Genomic DNA, 17217 nt, shown 5'->3' on the forward strand with positions numbered 1-17217 from the left:
GCCTCATGCCTGAACGGGCTTGCCTGCAGCGGCTTCCCCGGCGGGGGCGGTCGCGCTGCGCTGTTTGGGGATCTTGCCAGCCTGGATGTCGTCGTACCACAGCTCGTGGTGCTCCTTGGCCCAGGTCTCATCAACGTAGCCCGTGCGCATGGCCTTGTAGGCGCCCTGCATGCCCACGGTGCCCATGTAGATGTGGCCCATGAACATCACCATCATCACCACCGTCGCCACGGCATGCACCATGTGTGCGATCTGCATGGTGCCGCGCTCATAGATCAGGCCGGGGATCAGCTTGTCGAGCACCAACCCCGAGGCGACCACGATGAAGCCCAGCCCCAGCACGCCAGCCCAGAAGACCACCTTTTCGCCCGCGTTGAAGCGATGCGAAGGAACCTCGTGACCCGACAGCAGACCACCGCCTTTCACGATCCAGGTGATGTCTTCCTTGGTGGGCAGGTTGTCTTTCACAAACGTGAAGAACACGATGATCAGAGAGACCGCGAACAAGGGACCCGCAAAGTTGTGCACGTTCTTGAGCGCGTAGGTCAGCCAGCCAAACAGCGTGCTGCCCATCACCGGCAGCAGGAAGAACTTGCCAAACGCCATCACCAGGCCGGACAACGCCAGGGCCACGAAAGCAATGGCATTCGCCCAGTGTGCCGACCGCTCGAAGGGCGTGAAGCGCTCGATCTTGCGGCCCGTCTCGGCGCCGTGCAACATGATCATGCCCTTGCGCCAGTAAAACAGCGCAATCGCACCCGCCACGATCAGCAGCAACGACCCACCGTACGGAATGATCCAGTTGTTGCGCACCTGCCGCCAGGCTTCGCCCGCGTTGGTCACCCGCGAGCCGGGGTACTGCACAAAGCGCTGAATCAGGTTGCCCGCCTCGGGCGCCTGGGTCACCGGCAGGCTGCTGTAGCCCGTCACGCCCTGCCCGACCTGGCGCCACATGGGTGCGTTGTTACCGGGCTGCACCTTCATGCGTTCGCCGTTGCTCTGTTCCGCGTATTTGGGATCAGCGCTGGCGTCGGGTTTGACCTGAAAGATGTTCTGGCTTTGCACGCCGCCCACGGCAGCGGGCGCGGTGCCGGCAGCAGGCGCCGAGGGGGCCGCTGCCGCTGCGTCCGGCGCAGCTGGCTGCGCCTGTGCGCCAGCCAGCCCACAGGCCAGACTTGCCGCCAGGGCCATGGACCACACGATGTATTTCATGGTGGACCTCACTTCGCCTGGGTGCGGGTGTATTCGTTCTGGCCGTACTGCTGGCGCGCTTTCAACTGCGCTTCCCAGCTGGATTTGTCACCGGCTTTCCAGCCAGGCTGCGTAAAGTTGCTGCCAGTGCCCGCGTAAGGAGGAGCATCGCTGCGGATGCCCATGCCGGTCTGCGGTTTCTCGCCGCAGGCTGTGAGTGCAAGAGCGGCCACCGCAGCGGCCAGGGTCAGGTGTACGGTGCGCTGCATCATGACTTGCCTCCTGCAGGCTGGCCTGCCTGTTGTGAGCCATAGGCCGTACCCCAGCCCCACACCTCGGCACCCTTGCCGCGCTGCACCACGCGGTTGCGGAAGATGTCCGCCACCACATCGCCATCACCGGCCAGCAGGGCCTTGGTCGAACACATTTCAGCGCAGGCGGGCAGTTTGCCCTCGGCCAGCCGGTTGCGGCCGTACTTTTCAAACTCGGCCTGGCTGCCGTGGGTCTCAGGACCACCGGCGCAGAAGGTGCACTTATCCATCTTGCCGCGCACACCAAAAGTGCCGGACGCGGGGAACTGCGGTGCGCCGAAGGGGCAGGCATAGCTGCAGTAGCCGCAGCCGATACACACGTCCTTGTCGTGCAGCACCACGCCCTCTTCGGTGCGGTAGAAGCAATTGACGGGACAAACGGCCATGCAGGGTGCATCGCTGCAATGCATGCAGGCCACCGAGATGGACTTCTCGCCCGGCACACCGTCGTTCAGGGTGACCACGCGACGGCGGTTCACGCCCCAAGGTACTTCGTGTTCGTTCTTGCAGGCGGTCACGCAGCCGTTGCACTCGATGCAGCGCTCTGCGTCGCAGATGAATTTCATTCGTGCCATGTGTGTCTCCTTGCGTGGCGCGATCAGGCGCGTTCCACGTTGCAGATCGTGGTCTTGGTTTCTTGCATCATGGTCACGCTGTCGTAGCCATAGGTGGTGGCCGTGTTCACGGCTTCACCGCGCACCACGGGCGCTGCGCCCTTGGGGTAATACGCCAGCATGTCCGCCCCTTGCCAGCGGCCCGAGAAGTGGAAAGGCATCCACACCGTGTCGGGTGCCACACGCTCGGTGACCAGCGCCTGCACGTTGATGCGGGCGCCCGTGGGCGAACTGAGCCACACGCGCTCGCCGTTGCGAATGCCCCGGTCCGCAGCGGTCTTGGGGTTGATCTCGACAAACGATTCCTGCTGCAACTCTGCCAGCCAGGGGTTGGAGCGGGTTTCCTCGCCACCGCCTTCGTACTCGACCAGACGGCCCGAGCTCATGATGAGCGGGAACTTCTCGCTCACCTTGTCGGCAATGTTCTTTTCCTGCACGGTCTTGTAGAGCGTGGGCAGGCGCCAGAAGGCCTTCTTGTCGTCGTGGGTGGGGTACTTGGCCATGAGGTCCGGCCGCGTTCCATACAGGGGCTCGCGGTGCTGCGGAATGGCATCAGGGAAGTTCCACACCACAGCGCGCGCTTTGGCGTTGCCAAAAGGATGGCAACCATGCTTCAGGGCCACACGGATGATCGCGCCCGTGGGGTCGGTCTTCCAGTTCTTGCCTTCGGCCTTGGCCTTCTCGGCATCGCTCAGGTCGTCCCACCAGCCCAGCTTTTTCAGCAGCACGTGGTCGAACTCGGGGTAGCCCGTGGTGATCTCGCAGCCCAGCGAATGCGAGCCGTCTTCGGCCAGCAGGTTGACGCCGTCTTTTTCTACCCCGAAGTTCGCGCGGAAGTTGCCACCACCATCCATCACGTGCTTGGAGGTGTCGTACAGGTTGGGCGAGCCAGGGTGCTTGAGCTCGGGCGTGCCGTAGCAGGGCCAAGGCAGGCCAAAGTAGTCGCCGCCAAAGTCGTAGCCGGTTTCCTTGTCCTTGCCGCCCTTGGCCTTGAGGGTCTTCACGTCGAACAAGTGCATGTTCTTCATGTGGGCCTTCAGGCGCTCAGGGCTTTGGCCGGTGTAGCCAATGGTCCAGACCGACTTGTTGATTTCGCGCAGGATGTCCTCGGGCACGGGCTCGTCCATGCCCTTAACCTTCTGCATCTTGTAGTTCTTGCACAGCTCATCGGCAAAGCCGAGCTTTTGCGCGAACTGGTACATGATCATGTGGTCGGAGCGGCTCTCCCACAGCGGCTCGATCACCTTCTCGCGCCACTGGATGGAACGGTTAGAGGCGGTGCACGATCCGCTGGTCTCGAACTGCGTGGCCGCTGGCAGCAGGTACACCGCGCGGTTGGGGTTCAGGTCCTCGGCCTTGCCGGGCATGGCGGCCATGGCGGCGGTGGCCGATGGATAGGGGTCCACCACCACCAGCAGGTCCAGCTTGTCCATGGCGCGCTTCATTTCGAGGCCACGGGTTTGCGAGTTGGGCGCATGGCCCCAGAAGAACACGCCGCGCAGGTTGGAGTCCTGATCGATCAGCTCGTTGTTCTCCAGCACGCCGTCGATCCAGCGCGACACGGTGATGCCGTTCTTGGTCATCATCGCGGGCGATGCGTACTGCTTCTTGATCCACTCGAAGTCCACACCCCACACATTGGCGAAGTGCTTCCACGAACCCTCGGCCAGGCCGTAGTAGCCAGGCAGCGAATCGGGGTTAGGGCCGACGTCGGTCGCGCCCTGCACGTTGTCGTGGCCACGGAAGATGTTGGTGCCGCCGCCGCTCTTGCCGACGTTGCCCAGGGCCAGTTGCAGGATGCACGACGCACGCACCATGGCGTTGCCGATGGTGTGCTGGGTCTGCCCCATACACCAGACGATGGTGCCGGGGTTGTTGTCGTGCAGCATCTTGGCGACCTTGAACATCTGGTCTTCCTTGACGCCACAGGCTTCTTCCACCTTGTCCGGGGTCCACTTGGCCAGCACTTCGTCGCGCACCTTGTCCATGCCATAGACACGGTCGTTGATGTACTTCTTGTCTTCCCAACCGTTCTTGAAGATGTGGTACAGCAGACCGAACAGGAAGGGAATGTCGGTGCCCGAGCGGATGCGCACGTACTCGTCGGCCTTGGCCGCTGTGCGGGTGAAGCGGGGGTCCACCACGATCATCTTGCAGCCGGTTTCCTTGGCGTGCAGCATGTGCAGCATGGACACCGGATGGGCCTCGGCCGCATTGGAGCCGATGTACAGAGCGACCTTGCTGTTCTGCATGTCGTTGTACGAATTGGTCATGGCGCCATAGCCCCAGGTGTTCGCCACACCAGCCACCGTGGTCGAGTGGCAAATGCGCGCCTGGTGGTCGCAGTTGTTGGTGCCCCAGAAGCTCACGAACTTGCGCAGCAGGTAGGCCTGTTCGTTGTTGTGCTTGGACGAACCCACGAAGTACACGCTGTCAGGGCCGCTGGCCTTGCGCAGCTCCTGCATCTTGGCGGTGATCTCGTTCAGTGCCGTGTCCCAGCTGATGCGCTCGTACTTGCCGTTGACGAGCTTCATGGGGTAACGCAGGCGGTACTCGCCGTGGCCGTGCTCACGCAAGGCCGCGCCCTTGGCGCAGTGGGCGCCCAGGTTGATGGGCGAGTCGAACACCGCCTCCTGGCGCACCCACACACCGTTCTCAACCACCGCATCCACGGCGCAACCCACCGAGCAGTGGGTGCACACGGTGCGACGTACTTCGATCTTGCTGTCGCCGATGCCAACCTTGGCACCTTCGGCGGCGTTGGATTTCTTGACCAGCGTGAGCTGGGACGCGGCGATGCCCACGCCCACCCCCAGACCGGAGCGACGCAGGAACGAGCGGCGGTCCATGGTGGGCAGGGCCTGCGACAGGCCACGGCGCAGGCTGTGCACAAAAGGAGATGCAGAGCTGTTGCCCTGCACGGAATGGGAAGACTTCTTGGTTAGCAACATGGCGTGCCCCGATGTCAGAGTTGGGTGGTCTTGTAGTACTGCTTCACGCGGGCAGACAGGTGGTAACCACCGCCCTTTTCGGGAGCGACGCGCGCGGGTTCGGACACCACGGCATCGGACGGAGCCACTTGGGGAAGGGCCACCACGGCTGCTGCGGCAGCACCTACGGTGGCAGCACCGGAGAAGAAGCTCCGGCGGGAGGAATTTGGCTGGCTGTTCTGCATGCTTGTCTCCAGAAAGGCTGGCAGCTATGAAACGGAATTCATACAGTCTATGTCAGTGCGTAAAAACCCGCCATCGGGCTTTACAACTCCCAGTAACACACTCATCTTTTGTAGCGGTCGAACTAGGGTTTACGAGCACTCCCAGGGATCAATCCAACATGTCGAAGCCCTGGGTCTCCACCGACACAAAGGCCCGCGTGAAGTGCGCCACAGCCGCATAAAACCGTGCTTGGGGCTGTGCAGCCAAGGCATCGCAGAGTTGCAAAACCCAGGGCTGCAGATGCGTTGAAAAAAATTCACGCTGGGATGTCAGGTTGCAGACAGCTACATCGTCTCCCGCGATCAAGTAGCGCATCACCTCCAGCAGGTAGGCCACATGGTCCTCGGTCTCGGGCATGGTGTCGTCCCGCGCTAGGCCCAGTTGCTGCAGATCGGTGCGCAGGCGCGCTAGCGGCTTTTCATTGAGAAACCCGCTGAGGTAGTGCGAGCCGTACAGAAACACTTCAGGCTTGCCCACGCCGCCAAACAGCCGATCAAACTCCTGCGCAATCTCAGCGTCGCTGAGCGCACGCGACGCTGCGACGAGTTGCTGCCAGGGCTCCTGCAAAAAGCCCCCGTTGGCGGGCGCCTCGGTCACGGCCACGCGCAAGGCGGACAACAGCTCCGGGCTGGGCGCCGCGTAATACAGCTGCGATAACAAACCGTACAGCTCGGCGCGGGCAGTTTCCTCATCGAGCGCAGAGCTGCCGCCCAAGGGGGTCAAGGTGGATGGGGCGCTCACAGGTCGGTCACTTTCGTCTCGTTTTGTGCGGAATACAGGTCGATCACACGGCAGTCGCTGCACATCTTCAGGCGTTCCAGCGCCTCGCCCTGGAACATGGGGTGGCCCGAGAGCTTGCCGAGCATGGCCTCGATGGCCTTCACCGTGCCAAAGGGTTTGCCGCAACGCACACAGGCCCAGGGCTTGGCTTCATTGAGCACCCGCAGTTGCGCGCGCTCGGGCGTGAGCAGCAGACGCGGTTGCAGGGTAATGGCGTCTTCCGGGCAGGTGGTGGCGCACAGGCCACACTGCACGCAGTTCTTTTCGATGAAGCGCAATTGCGGCAGTTGCGGGTTGTCCTGCAGCGCACTGGCCGGGCAGGCGCTCACGCAGCTCAGGCACAGGGTGCAGCGGTCCTTGTTGACCTCGATGGTGCCCAGAGGGGAGCCCACCGCGGGCAGCGCAATAGCGGCAGGCCGCTCGGCCACGGGCATGGGGGCTTGCTCCGTCAGGTGGTCGAGCGCCATCTCCAGCGTGCTGCGCTTCTCCTGGGCCACCGCAAAGCGGGCCACCACGGCCGGGGTCTTCTGGCGCGTCTGGCCCAGGGCCTGCAGTGCTGCGTCCAGCGCGGTAGGGTGGTTGGCGCGCAGCAACTGCACATGGGTGCCGGTGTAGCCCAGGCCGCGCAGGATGGCCTGCGCCACATCCATTTGCGCCTGCAGACCATCGAGGTACTGCGGGGCTTCTTCGTCGGTGCTCAGCACCACCACTTGCGAGGCGCCGTAGGCGATGGCACTCAGCCAAAGGTCTACCCCCGTGCTGGCCGTGTGCCACAGTGCCACCGGGATCACATTGGCAGGCACGCCCTGTGCCAACTTGAGCTGGGCAGCACGGCCCAGTTCTTCGACCAGCGACTGGCCGCGCTCCTGGCTGTGAAGCAGCACCACCGCATCCTTGCCACCGGCAGCCGCGTAGGTGGACAGCAGCGTCTTGAGCTTGGTGCCCTGATCCGTTGCGCTGGGGTAGGCATAGGTCAGCGCGCCCGTGGGGCACACGGTGGTGCAGGCGCCGCAGCCCACACACAGGTTGGGGTTCACCTTGATTTGCTGGCGGCTCTTGTCGCTGGCGATGGCCTCGGCCGAGCAGATGTCCACGCACGCATTGCAGCCCACGGTTTCGTTGCGGCTGTGGGCGCATAGCTTTTGTTTGTAGGCAAAAAACTTGGGCTTCTCGAACTCACCCACCAGCTCGCGCAGCTTGAGCAGCGTGCCCAGGTCCCGCCCGTCCCAGCGCAGGTAACCCTGCGGCAGCGCATGCTGCAAAAAGGTGGGCGTGGCGGTGGGCGCACGCAGGTCCAGCACCAGGTCAAAACGCTCGGTCTGCGCCGTGGCATCGCGAGTGAAGTCGATAGCCCCAGCGACCTGACACACCTTCACGCAGGCGCGGTGAGACTGGCAGGCGGCCATGTCGATCTGGTAGTCAAGACCGATGGCATTTTCAGGACAAGCCGCCACGCAGGCATTGCAGCGCGTGCACAGGTCCAGGTCGATGGGGTTGTCGGCAGACCACTGCAGCTCAAACGCACCCAGCCAGCCTGTGAGCCCTGTGATGCGCCCACCCAGCACCGGGTAGCGCCGCGCCTGCGCGCCACCGGCGTTGCCGGGGCCCTGGGTGAACAGCGTGACATCCAGCACATCCGACACCAGGGCAGCGGCCTGCTCGGCCTGGTCCAGCGGGCCGATGATGAGCAAGCGGCCCGTGCTCTTGTAGGTGACCGTAGGCACGGGTGGCGGGTCGGGCAAACGCGCTGCGGCCAGCAGGGCGGCGATCTTGGGGCTGGCCTTGGCGGCATCGCGGCTCCAGCCCCCGGTTTCGCGGATGTTCACAAACCGGATGGGCGACACCGCCCCTTCGGTCTGCTGGCCCAGGTCGCCAAACAGGCGCTGCTCCTGGGTGCAGGCCACCACCACGTCCTGCCCGGACTGGATGGCCTTTTGGAACGCCCCTGCGTCACGCCGGCACAGGGTAGAGTGAAGGGTCAGGTCTTCATGCAGTGCCTCGCCCAACGCCTTGGCGTTGAGGGGCATCGTCTGGTTGCAGTCGCAAATGAGCGTCGTGGTCATTGTGGGTATGGCTGGCTGGCGTGACCACCGCATCCTGGGCAGGGCGCGGGGCCACCTCAGGCTCGCTGGAAGGAACGCTAGGAACAGCGTTGCATACCCGGGACTGTGCCACGTCTGCGGGGCCTTGCGCCTCCGCATCATCCCGAGACTGACTGGCCGGCGGGGATATTGGGGCCACAGCAGCCGCATCCGGTGCCTGTTCGCCCGGCAGACCGGGTGCAGTGGCCGATGCCTTTTTCTCGTGGTCAAAAAATCCCAGCGCATGTGCGCTGGCCATCTTGCGCAGCATGCCCGCGGGCAGCGGGTCGGGCTGGGTGTAGTCGCCGACGTAGATGTCCAGACCGTCCATCACATTGAAGTGCGGGTCGGCAAACAGCTTCTTCATGGCCAGGTTGCGCACCTCGGGCGACACCGCGCGGGACACGAAGGGCTTGAAGTCCGATGCGGGGGTGAGCGCCTCGGCATCCGCCAGCGTGGGCGGTGGTGGCGCATCGGGTGCCGGGGTGACGGGGGCAGCTGGTGCAGCCGCAGACACTGGCGCTGGCGACGGGCTTGGAGGCGCTATCTGCGGTGCAGGGGTGCGTGCAGGCGACGGAGGGTCCTGCACAGGCTTACCCGCCTGCACATCCTGCTTGCGGCGCGACCAGCGCCCGAGGAATCCATCAGCCATGGCCGCCCCCTCCGCCTCCACCACGGAGCTTCTCGGTGGACACCGAGGCCGGGTTGCCAAAGCGGTCCTGCAAGGTACGGAAGCTGTCCGGGCGCTTACGGCGCTTGGGCTCGGGCTGGTAATGCTCGGCCACAAAGGTACGCAGCGCCTCCACCACCTCGGGGTCGGCAGGCACCTGCTCCACGGTTTCCTGCGCGTCCAGCCAGCGGCCTGCGTCGTGATAGCTCAGGCTCACCGCCACGGGACGGGCCAGGGGGATGGCGCCGGTGCCCGTGTCTTCATCGCGCCGCCACATCACAAACCAGCAGGGAGCCGGGGAAGTGAGGTTGAGGTGGTAGCCCTCGGCATCGTCACGGAACAGCTCCACGCGAAAGCCGGGGAACAACCAGCGCTGCTCGCGCTCGTCCTGGATCAGCGGCCGGGGTTCGCTACCGAAGGTGGGTTCGTGGACCACCACCTCGGCCAGCGACCACCGCCAGGGCTGCCAGCGGTTATCGATATGCTCGCACCGCATGATCACGGCAACGTCGGTGTAGGGGCGCTCAGTCATGGGCGCTGACTGTACCCCTGGAGCCGCGCCATCGGCGGCAATGCCCGTAAAGCCCCCTCGCGCACCGTCAGCTTGCAGCGACTTCCAGCCGCTCCACGGCCACGGCGCAATATTTGAACTCGGGGATCTTGCCAAACGGGTCCAGCGCCGCATTGGTGAGCAGGTTGGCTGCGGCTTCCACATACGCAAACGGCATGAATACCGTGCCATGCGGCGTGCCGTCGTCCCGCCGCACGCGCACCTGCACCATGCCACGCCGGGAACGAATACCCACCAGCGATCCGGGCTCCACCCCAAGCCGCGCCAGCTCGTCGCCGTGCAGCGAGGCCGTGGCCATGGGCTCGATGGCGTCTAGCACGGTACTGCGCCGCGTCATGCTGCCGGTGTGCCAATGCTCCAGTTGGCGGCCGGTGATGAGCACGAGCGGAAAGTCGGCGTCGGGCTTTTCGGCCGCCGGGATCACGCTGGCGGGCACCAGCTGCAGGCGACCTGTGGGCGTGGGGAATTTGTCGATGAAGACAATGGGCTGGCCGGGGTCATCGGGCGTGAGGCAGGGGTAGGTCACGCTGGAGTCGCGCTCCAGCCGGTCCCAGGTGATGCCCTCGATGCTGGCGTGCATGGCCTGGCGCATTTCGTCGTACACGGCGGCCACGCCGGATTCTTCGCCCTCGTAGTTCCAGCCCAGTCCCATGCGCTGCGCGATCTGCTGAATGATCCACAGGTCCGGGCGCGCGTCACCCGGCGGGTTCAGCGCGCGGCGGCCCATCTGCACCATGCGGTCGGTGTTGCTGGCGGTGCCGGTCTTTTCGGGCCAGGCGCTGGCGGGCAACACCACGTTGGCCAGCCACGCGGTTTCGGTCAAAAAGATGTCCTGCACCACCAGGTGTTGCAGGCTGGCCAGCGCATGGCGCGCGTGGTTCAGGTCGGGGTCGCTCATCGCGGGGTTCTCGCCCATGATGTACATGCCGCGCACCTTGTGCGGGTCGCTGTCCGGCGCCAGGGCCTTGTGCATGATCTCGACCACGGTGTAGCCCGGCGCTTCATCGAGCTTCGTCCCCCAGAATTCTTCAAACCACGCATGTGCCCCGGCGTTGTCCACACGCTGGTAGTTGGGGAACATCATGGGGATCAGGCCCGCGTCGCTCGCGCCCTGCACGTTGTTCTGGCCGCGCAGCGGGTGCAGACCCGAGCCGGGCTTGCCGATCTGGCCGGTGACAGCGCACAGCGCGATCAGGCAGCGCGCGTTGTCCGTGCCGTGCACGTGCTGGCTCACGCCCATGCCCCACAAAATCATCGATGCCTTCGCCGTGGCAAACGCCCGCGCCACCTCGCGCAGCGTCTCGGCCGGGATGCCGCACACCGGCGCCATGGCCTCGGGGCTGCAGCCCATCACGTTGGCCTTGAGGGCCTCGAAGTTGTTGGCGCGATCCTGGATGAAGGCTTCATCCACCAGGCCCTCATCGATCACCGTGTGGATCAATGCGTTGAGCATGGCCACGTCGGTGTCGGCCTTGAACTGCAGCGTGCGCCACGCGTGGCGGCCGATGTCCGTCACGCGCGGGTCGGCCAGCACGATTCTGGCCCCGCGCTGGGCGGCGTTCTTCAGCCAGGTCGCGGCCACGGGGTGGTTGGCCGTGGGGTTGGAGCCAATCACAAAGATCAGCTCGGCATGTTCCACGTCGTTCACCGGGTTGCTCACTGCGCCCGAGCCCACGCCTTCGAGTAGCGCAGCCACGCTGGAGGCATGGCACAGCCGCGTGCAGTGGTCCACGTTGTTGCTGCCAAAGCCGGTGCGCACCAGCTTCTGGAACAGGTAGGCCTCTTCGTTGCTGCCCTTGGCCGAGCCAAAGCCCGCCAACGCCTTAGGGCCGTGGGTGTCGCGCAGGGTCTTGAGCTGGCCTGCGGCAAGGTCCAGCGCCTCGTCCCAGGTCGCTTCGCGGAAGGTATCGCGCCAGTCGGCACCGTAGGGGCGCACCTCCTTGGGCACGCCGGGCTTGCGGATCAGCGGCACCGTGAGGCGGTCCGGATGGTGCGCGTAGTCAAAACCAAACCGCCCCTTCACGCACAGGCGGCCGTGGTTGGCGGGGCCGTTGCGGCCTTCGACGCTGATGATCTTTTCATCGCGCACGTTGTAGGTGATGAGACAGCCCACGCCGCAAAACGGGCAGACCGAATCGACCTTGCGGTCCACCTTTTGCGAGCCGATGTGCGTCTTGGGGCTGAGCGCACCGGTGGGGCAGGCCTGCACGCATTCGCCGCAGGCCACGCAGGTGCTTTCGGCCATGGGGTCGTCGAGGTCGAAGACGATCTTGCTCTCCGCGCCGCGCAGCGCGTAGCCAATCACGCCGTTCACCTGCTCTTCGCGGCAGGCGCGCACGCAGCGGTTGCACTGGATGCAGGCGTCCAGGTTCACAGCCATGGCGGGGTGGCTGAGGTCGGGCGCAGGTTGCTCGCGGCGCAGGGCCTGGAGCGCGGGGCGCACGGTCACGCCCAGGCGATCAGCCCAAGCACTCAATTCGCCATGCTGACCTACCGCCGGGGCAGTTTTTGAATCAAATCCGCCTGTAGCGCTAGATGCACATGCGCCAACAGCTATTAATTCAGGAGTATCTGGTTCGTTATCGTTCCATTGATAGCCCACGTCCGGCATGTCAGACAGCAGCATCTCCACCACCATCTGCTGGCTTTTGCGGGCGCGGGGGCTGGCCGCCTGCACCTTCATGCCTTCGGTGGGTGCGCGGCAGCAGCTGGGCGCCAGCGTGCGCTCACCCGCAATCTCGACCACGCAGGCACGGCAGTTGCCATCGGGGCGCATGCCGTCGGTGTAGCAGAGGTGCGGAATCTCCACGCCGTGGCGCTGCGCCGCTTTGAGGATGGTTTCGCCGGGGTTGGCGGTGACGGGCTGGCCGTCCAGCTCGAAGGCCACGCCTGGAGTGTGGGGCAGCGCGCTCATGGCTGGCCTCCTTGGGGCAGTTGCTCCGCCAGCGGGCTGTTGCGCGGCTTGGGCAGGTCGCCCGGCCAGGGCCCCTCGCCCACCTCATGCGCAAAGTATTTGTGGATGCAGCGGATCGGGTTGGGTGCCGCCTGACCCAGGCCGCAAATGGACGCATCGCCCATCACCTGCGCCAGGTCGTCCAGCAGTTCTTCATCCCACTGCGGTGCCTGCATCAGCGTGGCCGCCTTGGCCGTGCCCACGCGGCAAGGGGTGCACTGGCCGCAGCTTTCGTGTTCAAAAAAGCGCATCACGTTCAGTGCGGCATCGCGCGCACGGTCGTGCTGGCTGAGCACGATGACAGCGGCCGAGCCGATGAAGCAGCCGTAAGGCTGCAGCGTGTCGAAGTCGAGCGGAATCTGGTTCAGGCTGGAAGGCAAGATGCCGCCCGAGGCGCCGCCGGGCAGGTAGGCATAGAGCTGGTGGCCTTCCTGCATGCCGCCGCAGTATTCGTCGATGAGTTCCTGCAGAGTGATGCCCGCAGGTGCGAGCTTGACGCCGGGGTGCTTGACCCTGCCACTCACGCTGAAGCTGCGCAGGCCCTTGCGGCCGTGGCGGCCAAAGCTGGCAAACCACTGCGGGCCACGCTCCACGATGTCGCGCACCCAGTACAGGGTTTCAAAGTTGTGCTCCAGCGTGGGGCGGCCAAACAGCCCCACCTGCGCGATGTAGGGCGGGCGCATGCGGGGTTCGCCGCGTTTGCCCTCGATGCTCTCGATCATGGCCGACTCTTCGCCGCAGATGTAGGCGCCCGCACCGCGTCGCAGCTCGATGTGTGGCAGCGGGCACGGCGGCTCGGCGCGCAGGTCGTCCAGCGCCGCCTGCAGCAGCGCGCGGCAGCCGTGGTACTCGTCGCGCAGGTAGATATAGATGGCCTCGGTGCCCACCACCTGGGCGGCGATGAGCACGCCTTCCAGAAAGCGGTGCGGGTCGCGTTCGAGGTAGGTGCGGTCCTTGAAGGTGCCGGGCTCGCCTTCGTCAATGTTGACGGCCATGAGTCGTGGCGCAGGCTGGTCGCGCACGATGCGCCACTTGCGCCCGGCCGGGAAGCCTGCGCCGCCCAGGCCACGCAGGCCGGAGTCTTCCATGGCGGCCAGCACGGCCTCGGCATCCATTTCGCCGTTGACCAGCGCGGCGGCGGTCTGGTAGCCGCCTTGCTCGCGGTACGCGGCGAGGTCGGCGTAGGCAGGGCTGATGCCTTCCGGCTGGGCGGGAACGCTCTGCTCAGCGAGCGCTGCAACATCAAAATTGATAGCTGCTGGCGCTTGTGGATGAAGCGCCACAGCCCGATTTGGCTTCAAACTGACCGTTTCCAGCACCGCATCCACCGTGGCATGCGGCACCGGGCACTGGTGCACCACGGCCACCGGCGCCTGTTCGCACCGGCCCACGCAGGGCACGGCCAACACCTGCACGTCACCCTGCCCGGCCGCACGCAGGCGTTCGGGCAGCGCGGCCAGCAGCTCGCGCGCGCCCGCCATGCTGCAGCTCAGGCTGTCGCACACCCGCAGCACCAGGCGCGGCGCCTGGGCGTCTTCACCGCGCACGATCTCGAAGTGGTGGTAGAAACTCGCCACCTCATACACCTCGGCCATGGGTAGGTTCATCTGCTTGGCGAGCGCCACCAGGTGCCGGTCGTGCAGCACACCAAAGTGGTCGTTCAGGCGGTGCAAATACTCAATGAGCAGGTCGCGCCGAAAGCCGGTGGCCGGGCGCGGGCCCAGCAACTGCGCCACGTCGGCCATCGCAGCGTCTTCGGGCTGGCGGCCCTTGAGGCGGCTTTTGCGGCGAATGCGCTCGCGCATGTCGTTGACCGACACAACGGCGACGGTTGGTGCTTCGGGGGCAAGGTGCATGGACCGGGGACGTGGGAGCGTTGATGGGGTTGTATGCAGGCACCTGCATAGGGTGCCCGGGCCGTCGCAGTGTCGGCCACGGGCGCCTGCGGCGTCAAATTGCCGATGCACATGGGTCGATCACAAAAACAAATGAAACAGCCGCGTTAACAACGGCCTGTGAATCAGCCACCGCGACCCTTGCGGTTAGCGATCAATCAGCGACCAGAAGTCCACTGTGCGCTGCGGCGTGCTGCAGCCAATCCGCGTCCTGCGCCAGTGCCAGCGCGGCATCGAGGGCGCGCGTAGGCTGCACCTGCCGGTGCGACATGAAGCCGATGGGCGTAGTGAGCACCGGAGTGGTAAGCGGCAGCGCCTCCAGCCCGTCATGGCCGCGCACGGCATCAACCAGCGCACCGGGCAGCACGCTGCACACGGTGCCCGCCACCACACTCAGCGCCAGGGTCAGTACCGAATCGGTTTCCATGGCGGGCATGACCGTGGCGCCTGCGGCGCGGAATGCGCCATCGACCAGGCTGCGGTTGTGCATCTCGGGGGTGAGCAGGCACAGCGGCAGCGCCGCCGCATCGGCCCAGGCCATGGGCGGGCCGATCTGCAGCCCGCGCGGCGAACCCTTGGGGCGCGACGCGCGACGCAGCAGAAAGTAATGCTCCACATACTGCGGCCAGGCCCGCAGCGGGCCGCCGCGTGCGGGCATGCGTTCGGTGTAGCCCAGCGCCAGGTCCAGCGAAATGTTTTCCAGCCCCGCCTCCAGCGCCTGCGAGCTCATCGACAGCGCCACCGGCACGATGCCCGGGTGCCGCGCCTGCAACTGCGCCGCAAACCGAGCGAGGATGGGCATGGCCGTGGGCACGGCGCCCAGGCGCAGCGTGCCGCGCGGGTGGGCGGCGTCGCTGCTCAGGTCCTGCTGCAGCACCTGGTGCTCGTGCAGCATGCGCTGGGCCGTGGCCAGCACGCGCTCACCCTCAGGGGTGAAGCCCTCGAAGCTGCGGCCCCGGCGCACCACCACCACGCCAAACTCCTTTTCCAGCGCGCGCAGCGCGTTGGACAGGGCCGGCTGCGTGATATGACAGGCCTGCGCCGCCCGGCCAAAGTGCCGGTGCTCGTGCAGCGCCACCAGGTAGCGCAGGGACGCGAGCAGGTTCATGGCGCAGTGAGGCGGCTCAGGCGGCTCGGGAGGATCAGGTGTTCTTGCTGATCGAGATGGTGGGGAACTTGCTGGAGAAGTCCTTGGCTTGCTGGGCGATCTTCACCGCCACATCGCGCGCCACCTTCTTGTAGATGGCCGCGACTTCGCCGTCGGGGTCGGCCACCACCGTGGGCTTGCCGCTGTCGGCCTGCAGGCGGATGCTCATGTTCAGCGGCAACGCGCCCAGGTAGTCCATGCCGTAGTCGGCGGCCATCTTCTTGCCGCCATCGGCGCCAAAGATGTGCTCCACATGACCGCAGTTGCTGCACACGTGGGCAGCCATGTTCTCGACGATGCCGAGGATGGGCACGCCCACCTTTTCGAACATCTTGATGCCCTTCTTCGCGTCCAGCAGCGCGATGTCTTGCGGGGTGGTGACGATGACGGCGCCGGTCATGGGCACGCGCTGGCTCAGGGTGAGCTGGATGTCGCCGGTGCCGGGCGGCATGTCGATGATGAGGTAGTCCAGGTCTTTCCAGTTGGTCTGGCGCAGCAGTTGCTCCAGCGCCTGGGTGGCCATGGGGCCGCGCCAGATCATGGCTTCGTCCTGGTCCACCAGAAAACCGATGGACATGACCTGCACGCCGTAGTTCTCCAGCGGCTCCATGGTCTTGCCGTCGTCGCTTTCGGGGCGGCGGTTGATGCCCAGCATCATGGGTTGGCTGGGGCCGTAGATGTCGGCGTCCAGCACGCCCACACTGGCGCCCTCAGCGGCCAGGGCCAGGGCCAGGTTGGCAGCCGTGGTGCTCTTGCCCACGCCGCCCTTGCCCGAGGCCACGGCGATGATGTTCTTGACCTGGGGCAAGAGCTGCACACCGCGCTGCACGGCGTGGGCGATGACCTTGGTGGTGATGTTGACCGACACGTTGTCCACCCCGGCCACGCCCTTGGCGGCGGCCACCAGCTGGCGGCGCAGCTCGGGCACCAGGCTCTTGGCGGGGTAGCCCAGTTCCACGTCAAACGCCACGTCGCCACCGGTGATCTGCAGGTTGCGCAGGGCGCGAGTGCTGACAAAATCCTTGCCCGTGTGGGGGTCCAGCACGCTGGAAAGTGCGGCCAAAAGGCCCTGTTCGGTGACTGACATTCAAATAACTCCTGTGGGGCCGGTAGTCTATTCCCAAGCTCCCGCCCCCTGCCGCTGAAGGACAATGCGCACCGCATTGCACCATCGCACTCTCCCCCAAAAGGCCTCCCGTGAAATTCAAGATGTCCGAAAACTCCCTGTTTGCCGTCCTGCTGCGCTCGCCGTGGTGGATCAGCTTTGTGGTGGTGGGCCTCATCACGCTGGCGGCCGGGGCGTTGCTGCCCAAGGAATACTTTGTGGTAGGCGCGCTGGCGGGCTTCCCCATCTTTGTGGTGGGCTGCATGGCCGCCTGGCGGCAACTGCGCGCGCCCAACCCCGCCAAGGTCGTGGAAATGCTGGAGGCCGTGGGCAGCATGCCCTGGCGCAGCTTTGCCGACACCCTGGCCACCGCCTGGGAGCGCGCGGGCTACAGCGTGGAACGCCTGACCGGCAACAACGCCACCGGGGCCGACATGCGCCTGAGCCAGGGCGGCAAGACCACGCTGGTCAGCGCCAAACGCTGGAAAGCGGCCACCCACGGGGTGGAGCCGCTGCGGGAGCTGCACACGGCCATGACCGCAGCCGATGCTTCAGCGGGCGTGTACGTGGCCGCCCTGGGCCAGGTCAGCGAGAACGCCCAGGCATTTGCCCGCGAGCACGGCATCGTGGTGCTGCAAGGTGACGCGGTGGCGCAGTTGCTGCTCAAGCAGCGTTAACCCCCCC

14 protein-coding genes are annotated in these 17217 nt (G+C 65.6%); 1 reads left to right on the forward strand and 13 read right to left on the reverse strand.

Going from position 1 to position 17217, the window contains the following annotated elements; all coding sequences use genetic code 11:
• Positions 1–3: 3 nt before the first annotated feature.
• The 13 genes from C380_RS18805 to apbC all read right to left on the reverse strand — a co-directional run bounded on the left by C380_RS18805 (position 4) and on the right by apbC (position 16515).
• Positions 4–1212, reverse strand: a complete 1209-nt coding sequence (locus tag C380_RS18805) for a formate dehydrogenase subunit gamma (protein WP_015015425.1) — start codon at positions 1210–1212, stop codon at positions 4–6.
• 8 nt (positions 1213–1220) lie between these two features.
• A complete protein-coding gene (locus tag C380_RS18810; protein WP_015015426.1) occupies positions 1221–1463 on the reverse strand; it encodes a hypothetical protein in 243 nt (80 codons plus the stop codon).
• On the reverse strand, positions 1460–2077 hold the full coding sequence (gene fdh3B, locus C380_RS18815; protein ID WP_015015427.1) for a formate dehydrogenase FDH3 subunit beta: 618 nt from the start codon (positions 2075–2077) through the stop codon (positions 1460–1462). The genes C380_RS18810 and fdh3B overlap by 4 nt, the downstream gene beginning before the upstream one ends.
• 23 nt (positions 2078–2100) lie before the next feature.
• Complete coding sequence (locus C380_RS18820) at positions 2101–5067, reverse strand: formate dehydrogenase subunit alpha (protein WP_015015428.1); 2967 nt, start codon at positions 5065–5067, stop codon at positions 2101–2103.
• A 14-nt stretch (positions 5068–5081) separates the two neighbouring features.
• Positions 5082–5291 carry a hypothetical protein gene (locus C380_RS18825; protein WP_015015429.1) on the reverse strand — a complete coding sequence of 70 codons (210 nt, stop codon included), beginning with the start codon at positions 5289–5291 and terminating at the stop codon, positions 5082–5084.
• A gap of 148 nt (positions 5292–5439) precedes the next feature.
• Entirely contained in the window at positions 5440–6072 is a 633-nt protein-coding gene (locus C380_RS18830) for a molecular chaperone (RefSeq protein WP_015015430.1), read from the reverse strand.
• Positions 6069–8138 carry a 4Fe-4S binding protein gene (locus C380_RS18835; protein WP_015015431.1) on the reverse strand — a complete coding sequence of 690 codons (2070 nt, stop codon included), beginning with the start codon at positions 8136–8138 and terminating at the stop codon, positions 6069–6071. The genes C380_RS18830 and C380_RS18835 overlap by 4 nt, the downstream gene beginning before the upstream one ends.
• Complete coding sequence (locus C380_RS18840; RefSeq protein ID WP_043566870.1) at positions 8098–8844, reverse strand: DUF3306 domain-containing protein; 747 nt, start codon at positions 8842–8844, stop codon at positions 8098–8100. The genes C380_RS18835 and C380_RS18840 overlap by 41 nt, the downstream gene beginning before the upstream one ends.
• The gene (locus C380_RS18845; RefSeq protein ID WP_015015433.1) at positions 8837–9394 is read right to left on the reverse strand and encodes a DUF3305 domain-containing protein; all 558 of its coding nucleotides are present in this window, start codon (positions 9392–9394) and stop codon (positions 8837–8839) included. Before C380_RS18845 ends, C380_RS18840 begins: the two co-directional genes overlap by 8 nt.
• A 67-nt stretch (positions 9395–9461) precedes the next feature.
• Positions 9462–12347: a formate dehydrogenase subunit alpha gene (gene fdhF, locus C380_RS18850; RefSeq protein WP_015015434.1), complete on the reverse strand. Its 2886-nt coding sequence runs from the start codon at positions 12345–12347 to the stop codon at positions 9462–9464.
• On the reverse strand, positions 12344–14242 hold the full coding sequence (locus C380_RS18855) for an NAD(P)H-dependent oxidoreductase subunit E (RefSeq protein WP_015015435.1): 1899 nt from the start codon (positions 14240–14242) through the stop codon (positions 12344–12346). Before C380_RS18855 ends, fdhF begins: the two co-directional genes overlap by 4 nt.
• A 193-nt stretch (positions 14243–14435) precedes the next feature.
• Positions 14436–15389 (reverse strand): LysR substrate-binding domain-containing protein, encoded by a 954-nt coding sequence (locus C380_RS18860; protein WP_015015436.1) that lies wholly within the window; start codon positions 15387–15389, stop codon positions 14436–14438.
• Between the two features lie 34 nt (positions 15390–15423).
• Positions 15424–16515: an iron-sulfur cluster carrier protein ApbC gene (apbC, locus tag C380_RS18865; RefSeq protein ID WP_015015437.1), complete on the reverse strand. Its 1092-nt coding sequence runs from the start codon at positions 16513–16515 to the stop codon at positions 15424–15426.
• A 122-nt stretch (positions 16516–16637) separates the two neighbouring features.
• Between apbC and C380_RS18870 the strand changes: the two genes are divergently transcribed.
• The gene (locus C380_RS18870; RefSeq protein ID WP_015015438.1) at positions 16638–17210 is read left to right on the forward strand and encodes a restriction endonuclease; all 573 of its coding nucleotides are present in this window, start codon (positions 16638–16640) and stop codon (positions 17208–17210) included.
• Positions 17211–17217 lie beyond the last annotated feature (7 nt).

It is taken from the genome of Acidovorax sp. KKS102 (assembly GCF_000302535.1).
Lineage (GTDB): Bacteria > Pseudomonadota > Gammaproteobacteria > Burkholderiales > Burkholderiaceae_C > Acidovorax.

Coding starts and splice junctions, on each gene's coding strand:
- C380_RS18805 (WP_015015425.1), bottom strand. CDS start 1,212: ATGAAATACATCGTGTGGTCCATGGCCCTGGCGGCAAGTCTGGCCTGT.
- C380_RS18810 (WP_015015426.1), bottom strand. CDS start 1,463: ATGATGCAGCGCACCGTACACCTGACCCTGGCCGCTGCGGTGGCCGCT.
- fdh3B (WP_015015427.1), bottom strand. CDS start 2,077: ATGGCACGAATGAAATTCATCTGCGACGCAGAGCGCTGCATCGAGTGC.
- C380_RS18820 (WP_015015428.1), bottom strand. CDS start 5,067: ATGTTGCTAACCAAGAAGTCTTCCCATTCCGTGCAGGGCAACAGCTCT.
- C380_RS18825 (WP_015015429.1), bottom strand. CDS start 5,291: ATGCAGAACAGCCAGCCAAATTCCTCCCGCCGGAGCTTCTTCTCCGGT.
- C380_RS18835 (WP_015015431.1), bottom strand. CDS start 8,138: ATGCCCCTCAACGCCAAGGCGTTGGGCGAGGCACTGCATGAAGACCTG.
- C380_RS18840 (WP_043566870.1), bottom strand. CDS start 8,844: ATGGCTGATGGATTCCTCGGGCGCTGGTCGCGCCGCAAGCAGGATGTG.
- C380_RS18845 (WP_015015433.1), bottom strand. CDS start 9,394: ATGACTGAGCGCCCCTACACCGACGTTGCCGTGATCATGCGGTGCGAG.
- fdhF (WP_015015434.1), bottom strand. CDS start 12,347: ATGAGCGCGCTGCCCCACACTCCAGGCGTGGCCTTCGAGCTGGACGGC.
- C380_RS18855 (WP_015015435.1), bottom strand. CDS start 14,242: ATGCACCTTGCCCCCGAAGCACCAACCGTCGCCGTTGTGTCGGTCAAC.
- C380_RS18860 (WP_015015436.1), bottom strand. CDS start 15,389: ATGAACCTGCTCGCGTCCCTGCGCTACCTGGTGGCGCTGCACGAGCAC.
- apbC (WP_015015437.1), bottom strand. CDS start 16,515: ATGTCAGTCACCGAACAGGGCCTTTTGGCCGCACTTTCCAGCGTGCTG.
- C380_RS18870 (WP_015015438.1), top strand. CDS start 16,638: ATGTCCGAAAACTCCCTGTTTGCCGTCCTGCTGCGCTCGCCGTGGTGG.